Source organism: Streptomyces sp. NPDC058469 (genome assembly GCF_042721125.1).
Taxonomy (GTDB): domain Bacteria; phylum Actinomycetota; class Actinomycetes; order Streptomycetales; family Streptomycetaceae; genus Streptomyces.
Genome location: NZ_JBHXME010000119.1, coordinates 1 through 21,121 on the forward strand (window position 1 = coordinate 1; position 21,121 = coordinate 21,121).

Sequence of the window (21,121 nt, forward strand, 5' to 3'; positions counted from 1 at the left end):
CCTCGGGGAGGGGGTACGTGCCCTCGTACTCGACGGGGTTCTGCGTCGCGGCGACCAGGAACGGGTCGGGGAGCGGGCGCGGGGTGCCGTCGACCGTGACCTGGCGTTCCTCCATGGCCTCCAGCAGGGACGACTGGGTCTTCGGAGGGGTGCGGTTGATCTCGTCCGCGAGGAGGAGGTTGGTGAAGACCGGGCCGGGCTGGAAGCGGAACTCGGCGGAGCGCGTGTCGTAGACCAGGGAGCCGGTGACGTCGCTCGGCATCAGGTCCGGGGTGAACTGGATGCGCTTGGTGTCGAGTTCGAGCGCGGATGCGAGGGCGCGGACGAGCAACGTTTTGGCGACTCCAGGGACTCCTTCTAGGAGAACGTGTCCGCGGCAGAGGAGGGCGACGACGAGGCCGGTCACGGCGGGGTCCTGGCCGACCACGGCTTTGGCGATCTCGGCTCGCAGGGATTCGAGGGAGGCCCGGGCGGTGTCCGGATTCCCCGTGTACCCGGCGTTGTCAGTGGTCGGGTCCATCATGAACGGCGTACCTCTCTTTCGAGGGCGTCGAGTTGGTCGGCAAGTGCGATGAGGGCCGCGTCGTCGCTGGGCGGCGGGCCGAAGAGGAGGGCGTGCAGGGTCTGTCCGTCGCCGTGGAGGTGGGCGGAGAGAGCGGGGAGCAGGGCTTCGGGCGCGTGCGCCTGGGAGACGGGGACGCCTACGAGGAGGGCGAGGCGAGTGCGGGTGGTGGAGCGCAGGGCGTTGGCCGCGCGGTCGCGGGCGTTGGCCTTGCGGTAGAGGCGGGCGCGGCCTTCGACGGTTTCGGAGGCGCGGATCGCCACGGGGAGTTTTTCGGGCACCAGGGGGCCGAGTCGGCGTGCCCGCCACAGGGCGGCTACGCCTGCTGCGATGAACAGTTGCAGGGTGCCCCAGAGCCAGCCCGAGGGGAGCAGGTCGAAGAAGCTCTGGCTGCCGGAGTCGGTGGCCGAGGTGTCGGACAGTGAGGGGAGGTACCAGACCAGATGGGGGCGGGAGCCGAGGAGTTGGAGGGCGAGCGAGGCGTTGCCCTGCTTGTCGAGTCGCTTGTTGAAGAAGATGTCGGGCGAGCCGATGACGACGGTGTCGCCACTCCCGGACGCGTCGGGGAGCCGGAGCAGGGTCGGCACGCCGTTGCTGGCGTAGCACTCGTCGGCGTCGGCCGCGGTGGTCGTGTACCGGTAGTCGCCGGTCTCCGCGTCGCCCGCGCGCTGGGCGGCGGGCAGGAGGCAGTTGGGGGAGAGCGTCGAGGGGAAGCTGGGTCCGGGGTCCGCGGTGACGTCGGGGGCGAGCCGGGGCAGGGACGCGGGACCGGGGGCGACGAGGACCGTACGGCTGCCGGAGTCGGCGAATGCCGAGTGCAGGCCGGACTGTTGACGTTTCGTCAGCAGGTCGGGGACGGCGACCAGGAGGGTGGTGTCCGGGCCGGCCGCGGCGCGGGCCTGGGCCAGGGTGGTGACCACGCGCGTGGACACGCCCCGGTCGCCGAGGAGTTCGGCGACGGCGCGGCTGCCGTAGGGGTCGGCGGAGCGCGGGTCGAGGTCGCCGTGCCGGGTGCCGGAGCGGATCGCGGCGATCGCCACGGCGGCCGCCAGGAGGATCACGAGGGCGAGGAGGATGCCCCGCGCGCGGGTCCAGACCTGGCGGGCGGTCGGCGAGGCCGAGGTGGCGGGGAGCGTGGCCTCCGCGGTCATTCGGCGGCCCCCTGGGTGGTGTGGTGGGCCGTGCTGTGGGCGCTGCTCGCGAGGACGGGCCTGGTGCGCTCCAGCTCGCGGTCGAGTTCGGCTATGCGCCGGTACGACTGCTCGCTCGCGCGGCGTCCGCCGTACGTCACGTCGTCGAAGTGTGCGGCGGCGGCGCGCAGTTCGTCCGTGTGGGACGGGAGTGCGCGGCCGGCTTCCGCGACGGCCTCGTCGGCTGTGCGGCCGGGGCGGGCGTCGAGCAGGGCCCGTTCCTCCAGGGCGCGGACGATGGCACGCATGCGTTCCTGTACGGCGGGGTTCCAGTGTCCTTGGGCGGCGTGTGCCTCGGCGGCCGAGCGGTGTTCGGCGGCGCTGCGGGGGCCGTCCTCGAACAGGGCGGCGGCGGAGACGGGTTGGCGGCGCGGGGTGCCGAGGCGCCACCAGAGGGCGGCTCCGACCGCGAGGACGGCCAGGATGACGACGACCAGGCCGAGCGTGCCGCCGGGTGCCGCCTCCGATGCCCTGCTGAACAGTTTGTCGACCCAGTGCGAGATGGCGTCCAGGGCCCGCTGCACCAGGCTGGGGTCGTTCTCGTGGTACATCTGCTTGGACAGTTCACGCCGGGCCGCCTCCCGCGCGGGGTCGCGCGGGATCGTCACCGGCGGCTCGTCGCCCGAGAGGGCCGACGACCGTACGACTGTGCCGTGGGCGCGCAGCAGTGCCCCCGCGGCCGATTCGACGGCGCGCGGCAGCGCCGTAGGTACCGCTGTGAGAACTCCCCCCGCCAGGCTCACCGCATCAGCTCCCCGGGGTGGGGCCGGCGGCTGCGGTGCCGTAGTCCTGGACGCCGGCGGCGCGGGCCAGGTCGAGGTCGAGGGCCTCGCGGCGGATGCGCTGGTCGATGTACAGGAGCACGGTGACCCCCGCCGTGATCGGGAACGCGATCATGCGGCCGATCACCGAGCCGAGGCCGCTGATGATGAGGAACGTCCAGCCGAGGTCGCCGGTGCCGTTGACGAGGCCGCCGAGGCCGTCGCCGCTGAACAACCCGGCGATGAAGGCGAACGGGAGGACGAGGATGGACGACAGGATGCTCGCGATGATCTGGGCGAGCAGCTGGATGCCGAAGATCCGCCACCAGGAGCCGCGCACCAGCTTCGCGGAGCGGCTCATCGACTTCACGATGCCCTGCTTCTCCAGCATCAGCGCGGGCGAGGCCAGGGAGAAGCGGATCGCCAGCCAGAGGGTGACGACGCAGCCGGCGAGGCCACCGACGACGGCGAGCGCGATGCCCGCGTCCTGCGACCCGGTGACGGCCACGACGATACCGGGCACGGTGGGGACGCCGATCAGGACGACGGCCATGAGGATCAGCAGGCAGATCAGGCCGAACAGCTTGAGCACCTGGGGGCGGGCGTCGCGCCAGGCCTCTCCGGCGGTGACCGGTTTGCCGAGCACGGCGCGGCTGGTGACCGAGGTGAGCAGGGCGGTGGCGACGACGGTGCCGATGAGGACGACCAGGTAGACGACGCCGGTGCTGAGGAAGGCCTCGCTCATGGCGCGGGTCACTTCGGAGGCGCTGGCGTTCGGGTCGTCGAGGGCCTGGGTGCTGGTGAGGTCGCTGAAGGCGAAGCCCTGGACGAGGACGACGACGGTCTGCATGACGACGGCGACGGTGAGCGAGATGCCCAGGACCGTGCGCCAGTAGGTGCGCATGGTGGAGACGGCGCCGTCGAGGATCTCGCCCACGCCGAGCGGGCGGAGCGGGATGACACCGGGCTTGGCCGCGGGCGGGGGGCCGCCCCAGCCGGTTCCCCAGCCGCCGGGAGCGCCGTTGCCGCCGGGCCCGCCGTAGCCGCCGTATCCCCCAGGGCCTCCGGGGCCGGCCGGACCGCCGGGGTGGCCGCCGCCCCAGCCCGGGCCCGGCGGTGGGGGCGGCGGTGCCTGGCCCTGGCCGGGGGCGCCGGTGGGCGCGGACCACTGGGCGGGTGGCGGCTGCTCCTTGGACCACTGCGGGCCGGAGGCCGACGGGTTTGTGCCCGGCTGGTCCGCGGGCTGTGCGGGACCGGGGCCGTCCGCCGGCTCGGCGGGACCGGAGGCGCCGGGCTCGGGCCCGTCGGGCGGGGCGGATCCGGGCGAGGCCCAGCCCGGAGTGTCGTTCATCGTCGCTCCTTCACGGTGCCCGTCCGCGGGCGCGGCGGCAGGTTGGCAGCCATCGTGCCATGGGGTGGTCGAGCGGTGACCGGCCGCGGTATGGGCTGCACACCTTCAATTGTCCGCCGGATTCGGGGCAGACTGACCGCATGGCTGATCAGTACGCGCAATCCGGCGAGGACGGCCGGCCGACCGAGATACCCGCGATCCGCTGGAACGAGCCCCCCGAGGGCCCTGTGCTGGTCCTTCTCGACCAGACGAGACTGCCGGCCGAGGAGGTCGAGCTGGTGTGCACGGACGCCTCCGCGCTGGTGGACGCGATCCGCTCGCTGGCGGTGCGCGGGGCGCCGCTGCTCGGCATCGCGGGGGCGTACGGCGTCGCGCTCGCCGCCGCGCGGGGGTTCGACGTGGACGAGGCCGCGATCGCGCTGGCGGGCGCCCGGCCCACCGCGGTGAACCTCTCCGTCGGCGTGCGCAGGGCACAGTCCGCGCACCGGGCCGCGCTCGCCGACGGAGGTGATGCCGAGCAGGCGGCCGGGGCCGCGTTGGCGGCGGCGCGGCGGTTGCACCGGGAGGACGCCGAGGCCAGCGCGCGGATGGCCGCGCACGGGCTGGCCCTGCTGGACGAGCTGCTGCCCGGCGGCGGGCACCGGATTCTGACGCACTGCAACACCGGGGCGCTGGTGTCGGGCGGCGAGGGCACGGCCTTCGCGGTGGCGCTCGCGGCGCATCGGGACGGGCGGCTGAGGCGGCTGTGGGTGGACGAAACGCGTCCGTTGCTGCAAGGTGCTCGCCTGACGGCGTATGAGGCGGCACGCAACGGAATGGCGTACACCTTGCTCACGGACAACGCGGCGGGCTCTTTGTTCGCGGCCGGGGAGGTGGACGCGGTACTGATCGGGGCGGACCGGATCGCCGCCGACGGTTCGGTGGCGAACAAGGTGGGGAGCTATCCGCTCGCCGTGCTCGCCCGGTACCACCATGTGCCGTTCATCGTGGTGGCGCCGGTGACGACGGTGGATCCGGACACGCCGGACGGGGCGTCGATCGAAGTGGAACAGCGCCCCGGCTTCGAAGTGACGGAGATCACGTCACCCCAAGTGACGATGTCGGGAGCGGGAGGCGGGATTCCGGTGGCACCCCTGGGGACCCAGGCGTACAACCCGGCGTTCGACGTGACGCCTCCCGAGCTGGTGACGGCGATCGTCACCGAAGAAGGCGCTGTTTCGCCCGTGACGGCGGGGGCGCTGGCAGAGCTGTGTGACAGGTCACGACAGGTAACGATTTAGTTAATGGGATGATGTCGTTTATGAAGGGACGAGTCCTTGTCGTCGATGACGACACCGCACTGGCCGAGATGCTCGGCATTGTGTTGCGTGGTGAAGGTTTTGAGCCGTCTTTCGTAGCCGATGGCGACAAGGCGCTGGCCGCTTTCCGTGAGAGCAAGCCCGACCTGGTGCTCCTGGACCTGATGCTGCCCGGACGGGACGGTATCGAGGTGTGCCGCCTGATCAGGGCGGAGTCCGGGGTACCGATCGTGATGCTCACGGCGAAGAGCGACACCGTCGATGTCGTGGTGGGCCTGGAGTCGGGCGCTGACGACTACATCGTGAAGCCGTTCAAGCCGAAGGAGCTGGTCGCCCGGATCCGGGCGCGGCTGCGGAGGTCGGAGGAGCCGGCGCCCGAGCAGCTCGCCATAGGCGATCTGGTCATCGATGTGGCGGGTCACTCCGTGAAGCGGGACGGGCAGTCGATCGCGCTGACGCCGCTGGAGTTCGACCTGCTGGTCGCGCTGGCCCGTAAGCCCTGGCAGGTGTTCACGCGTGAGGTGCTCCTGGAGCAGGTCTGGGGCTACCGGCACGCGGCGGACACCAGGCTGGTCAACGTGCATGTCCAGCGGCTGCGCTCCAAGGTCGAGAAGGACCCGGAGCGGCCGGAGATCGTGGTGACCGTCCGCGGGGTGGGTTACAAGGCGGGACCGAGCTGACATGTCCAGGGACAGTGCCGCTTCGGCGCCCGGAGGGTCCGGGGCCCGCGCGGGGCGGCCTGTCGGCCGGAAGGCGGCGGGCTCCCGCTGGGGACGCCTGCTGGAGGGCGGGCTGCTGCAGGGCGGAGTCCAGGGCAGCCCGGTCCTCCGCCTGTTCATGCGCTGGGTGCGCCGGCCACTGCTGCCGGTCATGCGGCTGTGGCGGCGCAACATCCAGCTCAAGGTCGTCGTCACGACCCTGCTGATGTCGCTGGGCGTCGTCCTGCTGCTGGGCTTCGTCGTCATCGGCCAGGTGCGCAACGGCCTGCTGGACGCCAAGGTGAAGGCCTCGCAGAGCCAGGCCACGGGCGGCTTCGCCGTGGCCAAGCAGAGGGCCGACGAGGCGGCCAGCGGGACCGCCGACGACGGTTCCGCGACGGGCGGCAGCCCCACACAGAACGTCATCTCATGGATGAGCGACCTCGTGTCGTCGCTGTCCAGCGGCGGCCAGGGAGCCTTCGACGTCGTGACGCTGCCGGCGGGCGCGGACAGTGGCGGCGGTCGCAGTCCGCGCGGTTCCGGGTACGTCGACCCGTCCGCCAGCGTGCCCGTGGGCCTGCGCGCCCGCGTCAACGACAACACGTCGGCGGCCCAGAGCTACACCCGCATCATCTACAGCAACGGCAAGGAGTCCCAGCCGGCGCTGGTCGTGGGCAAGCAGGTCAACGACCCGAACGGCGACCCCTACCAGCTGTACTACCTCTTCCCGCTCACCCAGGAGGAGAAGTCGCTCAGCCTGGTCAAGGGGACCCTTGCCACGGCCGGGCTCTTCGTCGTCGTACTCCTGGGGGCCATCGCCTGGCTCGTCGTGCGCCAGGTCGTCACGCCGGTGCGGATGGCCGCCGGGATCGCCGAGCGACTGTCTGCCGGGCGCCTACAGGAGCGCATGAAGGTCACCGGTGAGGATGACATCGCGCGGCTCGGCGAGGCCTTCAACAAGATGGCGCAGAACCTTCAGTTGAAGATCCAGCAGCTGGAGGACCTGTCGCGGATGCAGCGGCGGTTCGTGTCCGACGTGTCGCACGAGCTGCGGACGCCGCTGACGACCGTACGGATGGCGGCCGATGTCATCCATGACGCGCGCGTGGACTTCGATCCGATGACCGCGCGGTCGGCCGAACTGCTGGCCGACCAGCTGGACCGGTTCGAGACGCTGCTCGCGGACCTGCTGGAGATCAGCCGCTTCGACGCGGGCGCGGCGGCCCTGGAGGCCGAGCCGATAGATCTCAGAGAGGTCGTACGACGGGTTCTCAGCGGCGCCGAGCCGCTCGCCGAGCGCAAGGGCACGCAGATACGGGTCGTCGGCGACCAGCAGCCCGTGGTCGCCGAGGCCGATGCCCGGCGGGTGGAGCGGGTGCTGCGCAATCTCGTCGTCAATGCCGTGGAGCACGGCGACGGCAAGGACGTCATAGTCAAGCTCGCCACTGCGGGCGGGGCGGTCGCCATCGCGGTGCGCGACTACGGGGTGGGGCTCAAGCCCGGTGAGGCGACCCGGGTGTTCAGCCGCTTCTGGCGGGCCGACCCGGCACGCGCGCGTACCACCGGTGGTACGGGTCTGGGGCTGTCCATCGCCCTGGAGGACGCGCGGCTGCACGGCGGCTGGCTGCAGGCGTGGGGTGAGCCGGGTGGCGGTTCGCAGTTCCGGCTGACGCTGCCGCGGACCGCGGACGAACCGCTACGGGGCTCGCCGATACCCCTGGAGCCCAAGGACTCACGCCGTCACCGCGGACTCAGCGACGCCGGGCTGCCGAGCGGGGGCGGGGACAAGCGCGCGACGGTCCCCGTGCAGCCGATGGGCGACCAGGTGCCGCCGATACCCTCGCGGGCCCCGATCGCCCCGAGGCCGGCCACCACTGCCACGGCGGATCCGACGGCGCTGCCCGGCAACGGCGCGCGCGTGGTGCCCCGGCCGACCGGCGGCACCCGGCGGCAGGAGGACCGGTCGCCCGCGGATCCGGCTCGGAGCGAGGCCAGGGGCAGCAAGGACCCGGCAGCCGTACCGGAGGACTCGAACAAGCAGGGGGAGGCATCTCGTGGGCGCTGACCGCGCGGAGGGCGCCCGGCGGAAGCCGGCACGCGCGGCGGCGTACATCGCGTGCGGCGTCGTAGTGCTGGCGGGTTGTGCCTCGATGCCCGACAGCGGGGATCTCCAGGGTGTCGAGTCGACGCCGCGACAGGACACCCAGGTGCGGGTCTTCGCGATGCCGCCCCAGGAGGACGCGGCGCAGGGGGAGATCGTGCAGGGCTTCCTGGAGGCGCTGACCAGCGACGATCCGCACTACAAGACAGCGCGCCTGTACCTGACCGCCAAGGCCGCGCGGGACTGGCAGCCGGAGCTGTCCACCACGGTGCTCGCCGACGGGCCGAGCACGGAGGCCGTCCGTGCCCCGGTCGGCCGGGAGGACACCGGCACCTTCACGTACACCCTGACGGGCGACCGGGTCGCCACGGTGGACTCCCAGCAGGCGTACGCGCCGGCGGACGGGCAGTACAGCAAGGCCATACACCTGACGAAGGACGCGAAGAGCGGCCAGTGGCGCATCGACGACCTGCCGCAGGGCGTCGTCATGGGCGAGTCGGACTTCCAGCGCAACTACATGTCGGTCAACAAGTACTACTTCGCGTCGAACACGTCGGCCGGGACGAGCTCGCAGCCGATCGCGGTCGCCGACCCCGTGTTCGTACGGCGGCGGGTGGACCCCATGACGCAGATGGTGCGGTCGCTCCTGAACGGGCCCACCAGTTGGCTCGGGCCCGTGGTCAGGTCGAGCTTCCCCACCGGGACGGCGCTGCGGAAGGGTGTCACCTCGCTGGCGCCCGACGACCAGAACAAGCTGACGGTCCCGTTGAACCAGAAGGCCTCGCGGGTGGGGCTGGCCCGGTGCAACGAGATGGCCACGCAGATCCTCTACACGCTCCAGACCATGACGCCCACGGTGGACGAGGTCGAGCTGCAGGCCGGCAACGGCGCGCAGTTGTGTGTCCTCTCCGAAGAGGACGCGGAGGGCCTCGCGGCACACGGTGCCGTGAACCGGCCCGCATACCTGTACTTCCTCGACGACAAGCACCGGGTGGTGCGGATGACCGGCGCCGGTACGCACGCCGATCCGGTGCCGGGCGCGCTGGGCGAGGGCGAGAAGCAACTGCGGTCGGTGGCGGTGTCGCGCGACGAGGAGACCGGGGCCGGGGTCGGTCTCGACGGGAAGTCGCTCTACGTCGGGTCGATGGTGTCCGGTGCCTCGCTCGGGGACCCCGTGCTGACCAGCCAGGGCAAGACGGAGGCCGACCGGCTGACGGCTCCCAGCTGGGACGCGCAGGGCGACCTCTGGGTGGCCGACCGGGACCCGAAGAAGCCCCGGCTGCTCCTGCTGCAGAAGGGCGCGGGGCAGCCGATAGCGGTGGAGATGCCGGGGCTGGACGGCCGTATCGAATCGGTGCGGGTGGCCGCCGACGGGGTGCGGATCGCGCTCGTCGTGGAGAAGAACGGCAAGCGGTCCCTGCTCGTCGGGCGGATCCAGCGGGGCGGGGCGGCGGGGGAGACACCGGTGATCTCGGTCCTCGAACTGCGTTCCGTGACCCCGGACTTGGAGGAGATCACGGCCATGTCGTGGGCCGGGGACAGCCGGCTCGTGGTGGTGGGGCGCGAGCATGAGGGCGTGCTCCAGATGCGGTATGTCCAGGTCGACGGCTCCACACCGGAGGGCCCGGCGCCCGCAGCCCTGACCGGGGTCAAGGAGATCGCCGCGTCCGAGGACGACAAGCTGCCGCTGGTGGCCTACTCGGAGGACGGGATCGTACGGCTGTCCAACGGGGCGCAGTGGCAGAAGGTCGTCAAGACGGGGTCGGCGCCGGTCTATCCGGGGTGAGGCGTTGACGCATTGACGCACGCGTCGAGGCATTGAGGTGGCGGACTGAAAGCGGTCGTCTCCGGTCGGGCTGAGGCTCGGTGGAGGCGGCCGTCCGTGTGTCCCGGGGTGACCGTGCACTCGTGTGGGTGAAGGCTGTTGACGGTTGCGCGGAGTTGTCCACAGGCCGTTGTCCACAGGGGTGGCCGGTCGGCGGGAGCGTTGGCACAGTGGTGGGCATGCGGGGGTGGTGGCGGGACCTCACGGATCTGGTGCTGCCGGCCGAGTGCGGAGGCTGCGGCAGGCCTCGCACGGTGCTCTGCCCGGAGTGCCGTGCGGCCCTGAACGGGACCGTAGCGAGCCGGGTACGACCGACGCCCGAGCCGACGGGGCTGCCGGCGACGTACGCGGCGGCTCCTTACGCGGACGAGGTACGCGCGACGCTCCTCGCCCACAAGGAACGGGGCGCGCTGGGCCTCGCGGGGGCACTGGGCGCGGCTTTGGCGGGGGCTGTGCGGGTGGGGCTTGGAGAGTGTGGGGTGGGGGGTTACGGGGCTGTGACGGGGGTGGGGAGCCGTTTGGACGGGCTGGGTGGAGCGGGGGTGGGTGGGGGCTGGGTGCCGGGGCTTGGGGAGCCGAGGGAGGGCGACGGGGGCGGTGAGAGTGACTGGGGTGGGGGTGTAGCTGCGAGGTCGGGGCGCCGTGAGGGAGATGCCGGGGCCGATGTTGGGCAGGCCGTGCGGTCAGCGGTGGCCGGGCTCGGCACGGTTCAGGCGGGACAGGCGGCGGCTGAGGGACTTGGGGCGGCGCAGGGTTGGTCTCAGGCGGATCGGGCGCAGGCCGGGCAGGCTCTGACAAGGCAACTGCAGGCGAGCCAATTGCAGGCACGGCAGGAGTCGGTCAGGGAGATTCAGACACGGCAGGCGCAGGCGAGGCAGCCTCAGATGCGGCAGGCTCAGGTCGGGCAGATTGAGGCAGGGCAACAGCCGCAGGGTGGCCGTTATCAGGCTCACGCCGCGGAGGCAGCCCAAGCTCAGGCAGCCCAGGCTCAGGCCGCTCAGGCGCAGGCAGGGCAGTCAAGGCAGGTCGGGCAGGCGCGGGTCGCGCAGGCTCAGGCAGGGCAGCGGCAGGCTCAGGTCGGGCAGCACGGGCAGCACGGGCAGGTCGGGCGGCACATGGATCCCGGGCAGCACATGCATGCCGGTCAGGCCCAGTCCCGGAGCCACAGCCAGGCGCCGGTGTTGCTCGTCCCCGTGCCCTCTGCTCGTGGGGCCGTGCGGGCTCGGGGGCATGATCCGGCTCGGCGGATCGCGCTCGCGGCGGCGGGGGAGTTGCGGCGGACCGGGACGCCGGCTCGGGTGGTGGCCGTGTTGCGGCAGCGGCGGTGGGTGGCCGATCAGTCGGGGCTCAACTCGCGGGAGCGGATGGACAATCTCGCGGGGGCCTTGGAGGTGGTCGCGGGTGGTGCGCGGTTGCTTGTGGGGGGACCGGTGGTGCTCGTCGACGACCTGATGACGACGGGGGCCTCCTTGAGGGAGGCGGCGCGTGCCGTGCGGGAGGCGATCGCGTACGGCGGAGAAGTTGGCGCAACCGCCGCTGTGTATGCGTGTGTGTCCCGGGAAGGCAGAGGGGAACACATCGAGAGATCAATGGAGAACGGGAGGAACATGGCACTCAGTGCACCGGGAATCGTGAGTGTGAACGGCCCCGCTGACCTGATCTGCGCGGCGGTGATCGCGGCGTCGCCAGATTCCTTCGAAATAAACCGGAACTGACTGCGAACTTGCGTCGTTGCAGGTAATGACAGGGGCAATTCACCTGAACGGAGGTACGCCGCGGTAGAGGGTGACGACATCCGTCCGGGCGAGATATGTTCGGTTGTGAGAGAAAGGCGCAGGCCGCACCTCTCCTATCCGAATGCCGTGCCGCGGGTTTTCTGCAATCACCCGCGGCCATGGGGTGGAGATCTTGCCCATGGGGGAGGAGGAGGTGGAAGTCACCGAGTCCGAGGGTCCGGGGTGACCGGAGCCTGGTGCGAAAGGGAGACGCTCCGCAGCGAAGCGGAGCGATCCGGGAACGGAGTTCTGCGTGGACATCGTCGTCAAGGGCCGCAAGACCGAGGTGCCCGAGCGGTTCCGCAAGCACGTGGCCGAGAAGCTGAAGCTGGAGAAGATCCAGAAGCTCGACGGCAAGGTGATCAGCCTCGACGTGGAGGTGTCCAAGGAGCCGAACCCCCGACAGGCCGACCGTTGTGACCGGGTGGAGATCACGCTCCGCTCCCGCGGTCCGGTGATCCGGGCGGAGGCATCGGCCAACGATCCGTACGCGGCGCTCGACCTCGCGGCGGAGAAGCTGGATGCCCGGCTGCGCAAGCAGCACGACAAGCGCAACACGCGCCGCGGCGCCCGTCGGCTCACCGCCGCCGAGGTCCCCGACCACGTCCCGGGCGCCGCGACGCTCAACGGCAACGGCCACGCCGTCCCGGACGAGCAGTCGGACGGTGTGCCCACCAAGAAGATCGGCTCGCTGGAGGTCAAGGGCGAAGGCCCCCTCGTCGTCCGCGAGAAGACCCACGTCGCGTCTCCGATGTCCCTCGACCAGGCGCTCTACGAGATGGAACTGGTCGGACACGACTTCTACCTGTTCGTCGACTCGGAGACCAAGGAACCGAGCGTCGTCTACCGACGGCACGCCTACGACTACGGCGTCATCCACCTCAGCACGGACCCGATGGTGACGCAGGCGCAACCGCCCGCGGCCGGCGGCACGCTGGGCGGCTGACCCACCCGGCAGACAGCTGAGCCGGTGCCCCTGGAGCGCGTGTGCGCCCCCAGGGGCACCGGTGTGCGACCACTTCGCGCCCCGCTCCGTGACCGCACTGTCGTCCGGGCATGGAATCATGGCCGTACAGGCCCAACCGGTGGGCCGCTGCCTTGGGTTGGCGATGGCACAGGACCACAGGCCACAGCCTTCAGGGGGAGGAACGATGGCGGACAGCTTCGGACCTATGCATGTCGGGGATGCCGACGGCGGCGTCGTCGGCATGGGCCCGGAAGCGGGCTCGACACGCAAGGAGCCGATCAGAGTCCTTGTCGTGGACGACCATGCCCTCTTCCGCCGCGGCCTGGAGATCGTGCTGGCGGCCGAGGAGGACATCCAGGTCGTCGGCGAGGCCGGTGACGGCGCCGAGGCCGTGGACAAGGCCGCGGACCTGCTGCCGGACATCGTCCTGATGGACGTGCGGATGCCGAAGCGGGGCGGGATCGAGGCGTGCACCTCCATCAAGGAGGTGGCGCCCAGCGCGAAGATCATCATGCTGACGATCAGCGACGAAGAGGCCGATCTCTACGACGCGATCAAGGCGGGCGCGACGGGATATCTCCTCAAGGAGATCTCGACCGACGAAGTGGCCACCGCCATTCGCGCCGTGGCCGACGGACAGTCGCAGATCAGCCCTTCCATGGCGTCGAAGCTGCTCACCGAGTTCAAGTCGATGATCCAGCGCACCGACGAGCGCCGACTGGTGCCCGCGCCGCGGCTCACCGAACGTGAGCTGGAGGTTCTCAAACTCGTCGCCACCGGTATGAACAACCGCGATATCGCCAAGCAGTTGTTCATCTCCGAGAACACGGTGAAGAACCATGTGCGCAACATCCTGGAGAAGCTGCAGCTGCACTCCAGGATGGAGGCGGTGGTCTACGCGATGCGGGAGAAGATCCTCGAGATCCGCTGACCCTCACTCATGCCAGGAGACGGACTAGTTCCCTGGCGAGGGGGGCGCGCAGCTCCGGAGAGTCCACCCGCTCCACGCGTACGTCCGTGCAGTCCACCCAGCTCGCGGCCTCGACCAGGGCCTGGGCCACGGACGGGACGGCCTTCACGCCGTCCAGGGTGACCTGCTTGGCCACCAGGGTGCGGCCCTCGCGCGCCGGGTCCACGCGGCCGACCAGCCGGCCTCCGGCGAGCACCGGCATCGCGAAGTAGCCGTAGATTCGCTTCGGCTTGGGGACGTAGGCCTCCAGGCGGTGGGTGAAGCCGAAGATGCGCTGCGTGCGGGCCCGCTCCCAGATCAGGGAGTCGAACGGGGACAGGAGTGTGGTGCGGTGGCGGCCGCGCGGGGGTGTCTCCAGGGCCGCCGGATCGGCCCAGGCGGGCTTGCCCCAGCCCTCGACCGTGACCGGGACCAGGCCCGAGTCGGCGATCACCGCGTCGACCTGCTCGCCCTTGAGACGGTGGTAGTCGGCGATGTCCGCGCGCGTGCCGACGCCCAGTGAGTGGCCGGCCAGGCCGACCAGCCGGCGGAGGCACTCCGTGTCATCCAGCTCGTCGTGCAGCAGCGCCTGCGGGATCGCGCGCTCGGCGAGGTCGTAGACCCGCTTCCAGCCGCGGCGCTCCACGCACACCACCTCGCCGTACATGAGCGCGCGCTCGACGGCGACCTTGGCGCCGGACCAGTCCCACCACTCGCTGGTGCGCTTGGCGCCGCCCAACTCCGTGGAGGTGAGGGGGCCTTCGGCGCGGAGCTGCTTGATGACCTGGTCGTAGGTGCCGTCCGGGAGGTCGTGGTTCCAGTGCGGGCGGCTCCGGTACGCACGGCGGCGGAAGGCGAAGTGGGGCCACTCCTCGACGGGGAGGATGCAGGCGGCGTGGGACCAGTACTCGAAGGCGTGTGTCTGGGTCCAGTACGCGTCCTCGACCGTCTTGCGGGGCACGGCGCCGAGGCGGGCGTACGGGATGAGTTCGTGGGAGCGGGCGAGGACCGAGATGGTGTCGAGCTGGACCGCGCCTAGATGGCGGAGCACGCCGCGCACGCCCGCGCGGCGGTCGGGGACGCCGAGGAAACCCTGGGCACGCAGGGCGATGCGGCGGGCGTCGGCTGCCGACAGGTCGGTCGTGGGGCGCGGGGCACTCGTCATGTCTCCGCACGATAGAGGGTGGCACTGACAATGCGGGCTGAGCTGCGGATTTGCCCGGCTAAGGCTGGGTGGGAAGGTACGGCGCCGTCGACGGCAGGCCCAGGTCCGACGGCAGCAGGGAGCCCACCCAGCAGTCCCGTCGTACGCCCTTGTTGTTGATCGCGGAGCGGAGCGTGCCCTCGATGGTGAAACCGGCGTGTTCGGCCACCGCGCGGGAGCCCTTGTTGCCGACCTCCGCGCGCCATTCCACCCGGTCGATCGACAGACGGGTGAAGGCCCAGCGGGAGACGGCGACGGTGGCCTCGGTGATGTAGCCGTTGCCGCGGTACTGCTTCGTCGCCCAGAAGCCGACCTCGCCGACGCCCAGGGAACGCATCGTGATGGCGAGCATGCCCGCCAACTCCCCCTCGGGGAGAAAGACGCCGAAGGTGAACATCGAACCGTTCTGCCAGCCCTCGGGGACCAGTTGCTCGGTGAAACTCTGCGCGTGCTCCAGGAGATAGGGCGAGGGGATCGTCGTCCAGCGCTGGATCTCGGGGTCCTGGGCGGCGGAATACACGACGTCGGTGTCCTGCGGGCCGACACCGCGCAGGAGGAGACGGTCGGTCGTGAGCGTGACGGGTTCCATCGGCCGATTCTGCTCGGGGGCGTACAAGGGCGCCATACTTTTGCGCTGTGTGAGCGGGTGATCACATTTCGCGCAATTCCTCGAAGGGGCACGGCACCATCGGTGACCCCCGGCCGTTGTCCCTTTGAAGCAGATGTGAAGTAGTGGACGGTCGGCGTCCCCGGCAGGCTCCCGGCGTGGCGGGGTCCTCGCATACGATGTCCGTTGCTCAGTCATGTCATTGGAAACCGACCGTCCCAGGCCCGACCGGCAAGGAGACCAACCCCCGTGTCCGTCCTCTCGAAGATCATGCGTGCAGGCGAAGGCAAGATCCTGCGCAAGCTGCACCGCATCGCGGACCAGGTCAAGTCCATCGAAGAGGACTTTGTCGACCTCTCCGACGCCGAGCTGAAGGCCCTCACCGAGGAGTACAAGCAGCGCTACGCCGATGGTGAGACCCTGGACGACCTGCTGCCCGAGGCATTCGCCACCGTGCGCGAGGCCGCCAAGCGCGTCCTCGGCCAGCGTCACTACGACGTGCAGATGATGGGCGGCGCGGCCCTGCACCTCGGCTACGTCGCCGAGATGAAGACCGGTGAGGGCAAGACCCTGGTCGGCACCCTGCCCGCGTATCTGAACGCCCTCTCCGGAGGCGGCGTTCACATCATCACGGTCAACGACTATCTGGCCGAGCGCGACTCCGAGATGATGGGGCGCATCCACAGGTTCCTGGGCCTTGAGGTCGGCTGCATCCTCGCCAACATGACCCCGGCCCAGCGCCGCGAGCAGTACGCGTGCGACATCACCTACGGCACGAACAACGAGTTCGGCTTCGACTACCTGCGCGACAACATGGCGTGGTCGCAGGACGAACTGGTGCAGCGCGGCCACAACTTCGCGATCGTCGACGAGGTCGACTCCATCCTCATCGACGAGGCCCGTACGCCGCTGATCATCTCGGGCCCGGCCGACCAGGCCACCAAGTGGTACGGCGACTTCGCCAAGCTCGTCACCCGCCTGAAGAAGGGTGAGGCCGGCAACTCGCTGAAGGGCCTGGAGGAGACGGCCGACTACGACGTCGACGAGAAGAAGCGCACGGTGGCCATCCACGAGGCCGGTGTCAGCAAGGTCGAGGACTGGCTGGGCATCGACAACCTCTACGAGTCGGTGAACACCCCGCTGGTGGGCTACCTGAACAACGCCATCAAGGCCAAGGAGCTCTTCAAGAAGGACAAGGACTACGTCGTCATCGACGGCGAGGTCATGATCGTCGACGAGCACACCGGACGTATCCTCGCCGGCCGCCGCTACAACGAGGGCATGCACCAGGCGATCGAGGCGAAGGAAGGGGTGGACATCAAGGACGAGAACCAGACGCTCGCCACGATCACCCTGCAGAACTTCTTCCGCCTCTACAGCAACCTCTCGGGCATGACCGGTACGGCGATGACCGAGGCCGCCGAGTTCCACCAGATCTACAAGCTCGGCGTCGTCCCGATCCCGACCAACCGGCCGATGGTCCGCAAGGACCAGTCCGACCTGATCTACCGCACCGAGGTCGCGAAGTTCGAGGCGGTCGTCGACGACATCGCCGAGAAGCACGAGAAGGGCCAGCCGATCCTCGTCGGCACGACGTCGGTCGAGAAGTCCGAGTACCTCTCGCAGCAGCTCGCCAAGCGCGGCATCCAGCACGAGGTGCTGAACGCGAAGCAGCACGACCGTGAGGCGCCGATCATCGCCCAGGCCGGCCGCAAGGGCGCCGTGACCGTCGCCACCAACATGGCCGGCCGCGGTACGGACATCAAGCTCGGCGGCAACCCCGACGACCTCGCCGAGGCGGAGCTGCGCCAGCGCGGCCTCGACCCCGAGGAGCACATCGAGGAGTGGGCCCAGGCCCTGCCCGGTGCCCTGGAGAACGCCGAGCAGGCGGTCAAGGACGAGTTCGAAGAGGTCAAGGACCTCGGCGGCCTCTACGTCCTCGGCACCGAGCGGCACGAGTCGCGCCGTATCGACAACCAGCTGCGCGGTCGCTCCGGCCGTCAGGGCGACCCGGGCGAGTCCCGCTTCTACCTCTCCCTCGGCGACGACCTGATGCGGCTGTTCAAGGCCCAGATGGTCGAGCGCGTCATGTCGATGGCGAACGTCCCGGACGACGTGCCGATCGAGAACAAGATGGTCACGCGCGCGATCGCGTCCGCCCAGTCGCAGGTCGAGCAGCAGAACTTCGAGACCCGCAAGAACGTCCTCAAGTACGACGAGGTCCTCAACCGGCAGCGCGAGGTCATCTACGGCGAGCGGCGCCGCGTCCTGGAGGGCGAGGACCTGCAGGAGCAGGTCGTGCACTTCATGGACGACACGATCGACGCCTACATCACCGCGGAGACCGCCGAGGGCTTCCCTGAGGACTGGGACCTCGACCGGCTGTGGGGCGCGTTCAAGCAGCTCTACCCGGTGAAGGTCACCGTGGAGGAGCTGGAGGAGGCGGCCGGGGACCGGGCAGGTCTGACCGCCGAGTTCATCTCCGAGTCCATCAAGGACGACATCCACGAGCAGTACAAGGAGCGCGAGGAGCAGCTCGGCTCCGAGATCATGCGTGAGCTGGAGCGCCGCGTCGTGCTGTCGGTCCTGGACCGCAAGTGGCGCGAGCACCTCTACGAGATGGACTACCTCCAGGAGGGCATCGGCCTGCGCGCGATGGCCCAGAAGGACCCCCTGGTCGAGTACCAGCGCGAGGGCTTCGACATGTTCACCGCCATGATGGACGGCATCAAGGAGGAGTCCGCCGGCTACCTGTTCAACCTGGAGGTCCAGGTCGAGCAGCAGGTCGAGGAAGTCCTCGTGGAGGACGACAAGCCGTCGCTCGACAAGGAGGACACGGTGCCCGCGCAGGCGGCCGCCCGTCCCGAGATCCGCGCCAAGGGGCTCGACGCCCCGCAGCGGCCGGACCGGCTGCACTTCTCCGCGCCCACCGTGGACGGCGAGGGCGGCATCGTCGAGGGCGACTTCACCAGCGACGACGAGCCCGTGCGCTCCGAGGCGGACGGCCTCACGCGCGCGGAGCGCCGCAAGCAGGGGCGCCGGAGCAGCCGCCGCAAGAAGTGACGGTCGCTCCGCGGGCCGGGCGGTGAGCTGCGGCGGGCGGCCCCTTGAGTGAGGGGTTGAGCTTGTCGGGGCCGTTTCCCGCGAGGAGATCGTGAAGGGCCGGGCATCGTGAAGGTGTCCGGCCCTTTGGCGTGTGTGCGGGTGGGTGTGCGGGTTGCGGGCAGGCGCGGGGGTGCGGTGGGTACGGCGGGGGCGACCGGCGTGGCGGGTGGTTGCCTGCCGGCCCCGGCCCCGCGCCTGCCCCCGTCCCAGCCGCGCCGGCTGCCGGCCGCCGTAGGTTCCGGTCCGCTGTCAGCCCTCCTCAGCCCTCCTCAGCCCTCCTCAGCCCTCCTCAGCCCTCCTCAGCCCTCCTCAGTCGTCGTCCGCGTGCGGGGCGCGGGGGCCGCCCAGTTCCACCGCCGTGCAGCGCCAGCGGAGGTCCGCGCCCCGTTCCAGCCGGAAGGCCATGGCTCGCACCTGGTCACCGGCGCCGATGCGGGCGAAGGCCTCCACGGCGCCCTCGCGGGCAACGTAGTAGCCGATGTCGCGAACCACCGGGCGAGTGCCGCGGGTGGCGCGCAGGGGGCCGTGTTCGGCGAGCCGGGCCAGTTCGTCGTAGGCGCGGCCGGCGGTGTGCCGGAGCATCCAGTGGACGGGCCGCTGACCGCTCAGCACGGCGAGGAGACGGTCGGCGAAGAGATCGGTGGGGCGGGGCTGCGGAACGCGGCTGCGGGCGGCTTGGGCGGGCACGGTGTGGGGTTCGGCGTGAGGCGAGGTGCGGGGCGAGGTATGGGGAGCGGCTCGGCCTGTCACGGGAGTCGACGCCGTCGGGGTTGTGCGGCGGTTTGGCGTCGGCGTGAGAGCGGTAGGGGCTGTGCCCTGGCCCGCGATCGGCGTGGGGGTCGCAGTGACCGCGCCTCGTCCCGCCGCGGCCGTTGTACGTGCCCCACGCCCGGGCGCAGCTGCCGGGCGGCCGTCACCCGACGCCGTGCGGGCTGCGCCTCGTCCTGGAGCCGCAGCGGGGGTGCCCGTGCCCGTTGCCGGAGCCGCGCTTTCCGGCGCCTCGGCCGCAGGTGTCGTACGGGACGTTCCCCCGCCCTGTCCGCGAGGCGAACCTGTGCCGGGGCGGCGGGGGTCGCGGCGGGTCGGAGGGCGGGTCGGGGTGTGCTGGGCGGTCCTGGTCATGACCTTGTGCATGGGGATCCCCGTTGGGTCGGCCCGGGATGTACCGGGAAGTAACTTGCTGGTTGGGGATCTTGTACGGGGCCGTGGGCGGGGGTGGCAAGGACGTGGCGGAGCGGGTCGGAGGGGCCGGAATGTTCACTTATCCGAGTGATCGACAGGGCCCCAAGGCCATCGCCGCAAGGGCGCGGGGGGTGAATCCCCGGCGTGGGGTGGACGCCTCCGGGGGTGCGGGTGGGGACTCGATGGGGGACGCGCGCACGTATCCTGAAGGCCCTCCCGGAGGCGCGGAACCGTCCTCCCCGAGACACTCTCCGACTACGAAAGCGGCCAGCCATGCGCGTCTACGTCCCCCTGACCCTCTCCGGTCTCGCCGAGGCGTACAAGACGGGTGAGCTGGGGACGGGACCCTTCGTCGCGTACGCCGTGACGCCCGCGCTGCGCGAGTGGTACCTCTCCGACGACATCGAGGAGTTGGAGTACGCGGCGCTGAACCGGGCCGCGCTCGCCTCGCTGCGGCTGCTGGCGGCCGATCCCGACGCACCGCGGCGCCGGGTCGTGGCCGCCGTCGACGTACCCGACGGCACCGCGCACGCCGACCCCGACCGCGGACTCGACCCGGTGGCGCTCGGCGAGGTGCGGGTCAGCGGAACCGTGGCGCTGGCCAAGGCTGCGGCCGTACACGTGGATCTCGGTGATGCGGAGAGCGATGTGAGTGCCGCCGCCGACGCGCTTCCGGCGGCCGACCGCGGGGACGACGACGCGCAGTTCGTCGTGGACGGGGCCGAGGACCACGAGCTGCTCTGGTACGCGACGCAGGAGATCCCGAACCTCGTCGGGCTGGGCGACTGAGCCTGTTCAGCAGCGGTCGGATGGCCGTAGATGCCCGTTGACCTGCGGTTCTCTTGATTGTCAGTGGCGGCGGGTACTTTTTTGGCATGGGGATGCAAGGAAGCGCGCACATCGTCTGGGACTGGAACGGCACGCTGTTCCACGACAATGACGCGATCATCGGGGCGACCAACGCGGCATTCGCCGAGCTGGGGCTCAGGGCGATCACGATGGAGGAGTACCGGGCGCTGTACTGCGTGCCGGTGCCCAAGTTCTACGAGCGGCTGCTGGGGCGGCTGCCCACCGACGCCGAGTGGGAGGTCATGGACGAGACCTTCCATCGGTACTACTCCGAGCACCGCGTCGTCTGCGGGCTCACCGAGGGCGCGGCGGACCTGCTCGCGGGGTGGCGGACCGCGGGTCGCAGCCAGTCGATCCTCAGCATGTACGGGCATGCCGAACTCGTCCCGCTGGTGCGGGAGTTCGGGATAGAGCCGCACTTCATACGGGTCGACGGGCGCACCGGTCCCTCCGGCGGCAGCAAGGCCGAGCACATGGTGCGGCACCTCGGGGCGCTGGCCGGCGTGGACCCCGGGCGCACCGTGGTGATCGGGGACGCGGCCGACGACGCCGTGGCGGCCCTGCATGTGGGCGCGCGGGCCGTGCTCTACACCGGCGGTTCGCACAGCCGGGCCAGCCTCGAAGTGGTCGGTGTACCGGTGGTGGACTCGCTGGCGGAGGCCGTCGCGGAGGCAGAGCGGCTGGCGGCGTGACGGTG

General features: G+C 70.7%; 17 protein-coding genes and 1 pseudogene. 11 read left to right on the forward strand and 7 right to left on the reverse strand.

All coding sequences use genetic code 11. The features are described 5' to 3' along the window. The 4 genes from ACFWP5_RS36890 to ACFWP5_RS36905 all read right to left on the reverse strand — a co-directional run. Positions 1–523, reverse strand: a 523-nt coding sequence (locus ACFWP5_RS36890) for an AAA family ATPase (RefSeq protein ID WP_384166960.1), incomplete at its 3' end; no start/stop codon positions are given. Continuing rightward, positions 520–1,713: a DUF4350 domain-containing protein gene (locus ACFWP5_RS36895; RefSeq protein ID WP_384166963.1), complete on the reverse strand. Its 1,194-nt coding sequence runs from the start codon at positions 1,711–1,713 to the stop codon at positions 520–522. The genes ACFWP5_RS36890 and ACFWP5_RS36895, both read right to left, overlap by 4 nt. Further along, positions 1,710–2,495: a DUF4129 domain-containing protein gene (locus ACFWP5_RS36900; RefSeq protein WP_384166966.1), complete on the reverse strand. Its 786-nt coding sequence runs from the start codon at positions 2,493–2,495 to the stop codon at positions 1,710–1,712. Before ACFWP5_RS36900 ends, ACFWP5_RS36895 begins: the two co-directional genes overlap by 4 nt. A gap of 4 nt (positions 2,496–2,499) precedes the next feature. Beyond that, positions 2,500–3,864, reverse strand: coding sequence for a hypothetical protein (locus ACFWP5_RS36905; protein WP_384166967.1), 1,365 nt, complete (start codon positions 3,862–3,864; stop codon positions 2,500–2,502). 140 nt (positions 3,865–4,004) lie between these two features. On the opposite strand from ACFWP5_RS36905, the gene mtnA reads away from it, so the two are divergent. The 8 genes and pseudogenes from mtnA (at position 4,005) to ACFWP5_RS36945 (ending at position 13,459) form a co-directional block, all read left to right on the forward strand. Then, positions 4,005–5,144, forward strand: a complete 1,140-nt coding sequence (gene mtnA / locus ACFWP5_RS36910) for an S-methyl-5-thioribose-1-phosphate isomerase (protein WP_384166970.1) — start codon at positions 4,005–4,007, stop codon at positions 5,142–5,144. Between the two features lie 8 nt (positions 5,145–5,152). After that, positions 5,153–5,842: a two-component system response regulator MtrA gene (gene mtrA / locus ACFWP5_RS36915; protein WP_187284748.1), complete on the forward strand. Its 690-nt coding sequence runs from the start codon at positions 5,153–5,155 to the stop codon at positions 5,840–5,842. Position 5,843: 1 nt separating this feature from the next. After that, on the forward strand, positions 5,844–7,925 hold the full coding sequence (gene mtrB, locus ACFWP5_RS36920) for an MtrAB system histidine kinase MtrB (protein ID WP_384166974.1): 2,082 nt from the start codon (positions 5,844–5,846) through the stop codon (positions 7,923–7,925). After that, entirely contained in the window at positions 7,915–9,747 is a 1,833-nt protein-coding gene (locus ACFWP5_RS36925) for an LpqB family beta-propeller domain-containing protein (RefSeq protein ID WP_384166977.1), read from the forward strand. The genes mtrB and ACFWP5_RS36925 overlap by 11 nt, the downstream gene beginning before the upstream one ends. Positions 9,748–9,965: 218 nt before the next feature. Beyond that, positions 9,966–10,274: pseudogene (locus ACFWP5_RS36930) on the forward strand (ComF family protein); the annotation flags it as partial. A gap of 396 nt (positions 10,275–10,670) precedes the next feature. Continuing rightward, positions 10,671–11,501 carry a ComF family protein gene (locus ACFWP5_RS36935; protein WP_384167020.1) on the forward strand — a complete coding sequence of 277 codons (831 nt, stop codon included), beginning with the start codon at positions 10,671–10,673 and terminating at the stop codon, positions 11,499–11,501. Positions 11,502–11,814: 313 nt separating this feature from the next. Further along, the gene (hpf, locus tag ACFWP5_RS36940) at positions 11,815–12,507 is read left to right on the forward strand and encodes a ribosome hibernation-promoting factor, HPF/YfiA family (RefSeq protein ID WP_019056767.1); all 693 of its coding nucleotides are present in this window, start codon (positions 11,815–11,817) and stop codon (positions 12,505–12,507) included. A gap of 205 nt (positions 12,508–12,712) precedes the next feature. Next, the gene (locus tag ACFWP5_RS36945; protein WP_384166980.1) at positions 12,713–13,459 is read left to right on the forward strand and encodes a response regulator; all 747 of its coding nucleotides are present in this window, start codon (positions 12,713–12,715) and stop codon (positions 13,457–13,459) included. Positions 13,460–13,466: 7 nt separating this feature from the next. Here ACFWP5_RS36945 and ACFWP5_RS36950 read toward each other — a convergent pair whose 3' ends face one another. Beyond that, positions 13,467–14,642: a winged helix-turn-helix domain-containing protein gene (locus tag ACFWP5_RS36950; protein ID WP_384166983.1), complete on the reverse strand. Its 1,176-nt coding sequence runs from the start codon at positions 14,640–14,642 to the stop codon at positions 13,467–13,469. Positions 14,643–14,700: 58 nt separating this feature from the next. After that, on the reverse strand, positions 14,701–15,270 hold the full coding sequence (locus tag ACFWP5_RS36955) for a GNAT family N-acetyltransferase (protein WP_384166986.1): 570 nt from the start codon (positions 15,268–15,270) through the stop codon (positions 14,701–14,703). A gap of 267 nt (positions 15,271–15,537) precedes the next feature. Here ACFWP5_RS36955 and secA point away from each other — a divergent pair, with 267 nt between their 5' ends. Beyond that, complete coding sequence (secA, locus tag ACFWP5_RS36960; RefSeq protein ID WP_384166989.1) at positions 15,538–18,351, forward strand: preprotein translocase subunit SecA; 2,814 nt, start codon at positions 15,538–15,540, stop codon at positions 18,349–18,351. Positions 18,352–18,702: 351 nt separating this feature from the next. Here secA and ACFWP5_RS36965 read toward each other — a convergent pair whose 3' ends face one another. Further along, positions 18,703–19,080 carry an Rv3235 family protein gene (locus ACFWP5_RS36965; protein ID WP_384166992.1) on the reverse strand — a complete coding sequence of 126 codons (378 nt, stop codon included), beginning with the start codon at positions 19,078–19,080 and terminating at the stop codon, positions 18,703–18,705. Positions 19,081–19,848: 768 nt separating this feature from the next. Between ACFWP5_RS36965 and ACFWP5_RS36970 the strand changes: the two genes are divergently transcribed. Continuing rightward, positions 19,849–20,364 carry a DUF6912 family protein gene (locus tag ACFWP5_RS36970; RefSeq protein WP_384166995.1) on the forward strand — a complete coding sequence of 172 codons (516 nt, stop codon included), beginning with the start codon at positions 19,849–19,851 and terminating at the stop codon, positions 20,362–20,364. A gap of 86 nt (positions 20,365–20,450) precedes the next feature. Then, entirely contained in the window at positions 20,451–21,116 is a 666-nt protein-coding gene (locus ACFWP5_RS36975; RefSeq protein WP_384166998.1) for an HAD family hydrolase, read from the forward strand. Positions 21,117–21,121 lie beyond the last annotated feature (5 nt).